Origin of the sequence: Vibrio sp. FF145 (genome assembly GCF_041439075.1) — a bacterium.
GTDB classification, from domain to species: domain Bacteria; phylum Pseudomonadota; class Gammaproteobacteria; order Enterobacterales; family Vibrionaceae; genus Vibrio; species Vibrio tasmaniensis_A.
Window position 1 is genome coordinate 1 of sequence record NZ_JBGONH010000113.1, and the last position, 2,460, is coordinate 2,460.

The window sequence follows — 2,460 nt, forward strand, 5'->3', positions numbered from 1 at the left end:
TCTTTTCCATGGTTTGCATGGATAACAACTGGTTTCGGCGAATGACTAAGTCACTAATTAGGCGTATGTTTTTTGGCTCTGCGGCCAATAGCACCAACGAATCGTTTTATATGGACAGGGTTTGCTCTGACAATAGGTAGTTGAGCCTCTGCACATGCAAGAACAAAAGGCATTTCTAATCGGCCTGTTGCTTCAATAACGATGCGTTCAGGACTATGACTCTTAATTGTTTTGAGTGCTTATTAACCATACAAACTGTTTAAGGGTGATTTGCAACGCGTGGCATTTTCACTATGCGTTGAATTTAGTGTTTAGGGTGGAATGTGGCTGCTTCGGTATTGCGTTGTTCACGCTTTAACTTTTCGTTATAAGCTATTGCATTTGTTAAGTATTTCAAAGTATGCGTAAAAGGTTCTAAGTATTATTCTTTCTTTAGTTATGTAAAGCGGGTTACTTATGGGCTCATCATCTCGCAGTAAATCGGTTGCACTTATATCGAGTGTGTTTTTTGTTATAGGTCTTTTATCAATGAACATTGATGGGTTCGGTTTAGCGCCCATATTTGTTGTGTTGATATCCTTCTTTATGCTCATTATTCATAGTTTTCTGCACTTTAGCGGTCGTAAAAATAGCGATGTATTTAATGCTTATGAAGAGACAGCTAAAACTAAGGCAGCAGCACTAGAGTCTGGGCTGAACAATAAAAATAAGTAATACGGTCAAGCTAGTTCGCTTATAACAAGCGATAGCAATTTTATAGACCAGCTAGCTATTTTTCGCTACTCGCTACTCGCTACTAGCTTCAACGCCTATACGCATGAGTGGCATATTTGCTATTGTAGTCAATAGTTTAGTTAGGGTTACTTACTTATGAAGTAAGACTTTACCATTTTGGTCTACGACATGAAGAGGCGATACCTTTAAGTATCGTTCTAATAACAAATTTAAGTCGACTGTGTAGTGGTAGCGTTGTCAGCTACTTAATTGGGTGCTAACTGGCAAAGGAGATGTTGATCAATGGAAGAATTGATAGCCCAATATACGGGTGCAAACGAAGATGAAAGGCTAACTCGGCAATATATTGCTCAGTTAGAGTTTGATACTACGATACATAAACTCACACCTTATTTACTTAAAGGGAAATCAGTATGTGAGTTAGGAGCAGCAACGGGGCGCTATTCCTTACATTTTGCAAAATTAGGTTGTGATGTTACAGCAGTAGAACTTGCGCCTGACCAAGTGAAGATTTTAAATACTAAAGTAAAATCTGAAGGTATTGAGTTAAAAGTGTTTGAGGGTAATGCTTGTGATGTGTCATTTATCGAAAGTAATTCTCAAGACGTTTGTGTAATTCTTGGGCCCTTGTACCACCTAAAAACTCTGCATGAAAGAGAGCTTGCGGTTAATGAAGCACTAAGGATTTTAAAGCCAAATGGTGTACTAGCCATAGCCTATATTTCACGTTTCTTTGTCGCTGGTATGTTTGCCCAACAATTTCCAGAGCTAGTCACTCCGGAGGTACTTTTAGAGTTAAATAAACATGGCACGGTATCAAACGCTAAAGCCGATAGTTTTTTCAAGGTCGGGTATTTCGCAACGCCTAGTGAAATTGAAAATCTTGTAAACAAAAATGGGTTTAATGTAATTGGACACGCAGCAACAGATGGATTTGGACGTTACATATCTAACGGTGTTAATAACTTTACGCCATCTCAATATCAGACATGGTTAGATTATCATTTAGCAAATTGCGATGAAGCAAGCCTTTTGGGATCAAGTAATCATGGTTTAGTGATCGCTAGAAAAGCCAGTTCACAAAGCAGTTAAGTCGGATTCATAAGCGTGTGCCGATTCCGTTTCGCTTCATTATGGCACACGTTCACTCACAGTTTATTGGGACGTTAGCTGTTCTATTAGTATCAGAGGGAATATGTTTAAATTCGTAAGGTTGATAGTGCTATCAAATTTATTAGCACTGCTAGTTGTGGTTACTTTCGAGTATTTCACAGGCTATTTGAAACTAGCATTTTCTAGTGATTATGCTTTCTATTCAATGCTAATTCTTCTTGCTCTGGGTTCACTTTTGTCTTTTTCCGGTCATAAGGTCGGATATAGTGACCCTAGTAACATGGCTGGCGTTTCTGCTAGTTCGTTAATTGAAAACGAGTCTGCTAAATCAACCATTGTGACAAAATTAGAGAGTACGTCTGTTGGGCACAGCTTATTGATTGCTAGTTTATTGCCACTACTTTATTGCCTACTATCGTAGCCATCACCGAATAAATTGTTTAACTGGATTCCAAAACGCTCGGCACTTTTGTAATGGTCGGCTTTTGTGGGTAAGGTAGTCATATTAGTTTGGTTGCATTTTTCACTAGTTAACTAGGCTTATACGAGCTTGAAAAATCGTAAGCGTGTCATGAACCCCGCATTCTAATCTTTCAGCGCGAAGAATAAGAT

General features: G+C 38.6%; 3 protein-coding genes and 1 pseudogene. 3 read left to right on the plus strand and 1 reads right to left on the minus strand.

Translation table 11 applies throughout. From position 1 onward, the window contains the following. A pseudogene (locus ACED42_RS21635) lies at positions 1–239 on the minus strand (IS110 family transposase); the annotation flags it as partial. Between the two features lie 217 nt (positions 240–456). Between ACED42_RS21635 and ACED42_RS21640 the strand changes: the two are divergent. The 3 genes from ACED42_RS21640 to ACED42_RS21650 all read left to right on the plus strand — a co-directional run bounded on the left by ACED42_RS21640 (position 457) and on the right by ACED42_RS21650 (position 2,269). Further along, on the plus strand, positions 457–714 hold the full coding sequence (locus tag ACED42_RS21640) for a hypothetical protein (protein WP_371704123.1): 258 nt from the start codon (positions 457–459) through the stop codon (positions 712–714). A gap of 303 nt (positions 715–1,017) precedes the next feature. Continuing rightward, positions 1,018–1,827 (plus strand): class I SAM-dependent methyltransferase, encoded by an 810-nt coding sequence (locus tag ACED42_RS21645; RefSeq protein WP_122047261.1) that lies wholly within the window; start codon positions 1,018–1,020, stop codon positions 1,825–1,827. Positions 1,828–1,930: 103 nt separating this feature from the next. After that, positions 1,931–2,269 (plus strand): hypothetical protein, encoded by a 339-nt coding sequence (locus ACED42_RS21650; protein WP_371704124.1) that lies wholly within the window; start codon positions 1,931–1,933, stop codon positions 2,267–2,269. Positions 2,270–2,460: the final 191 nt, after the last annotated feature.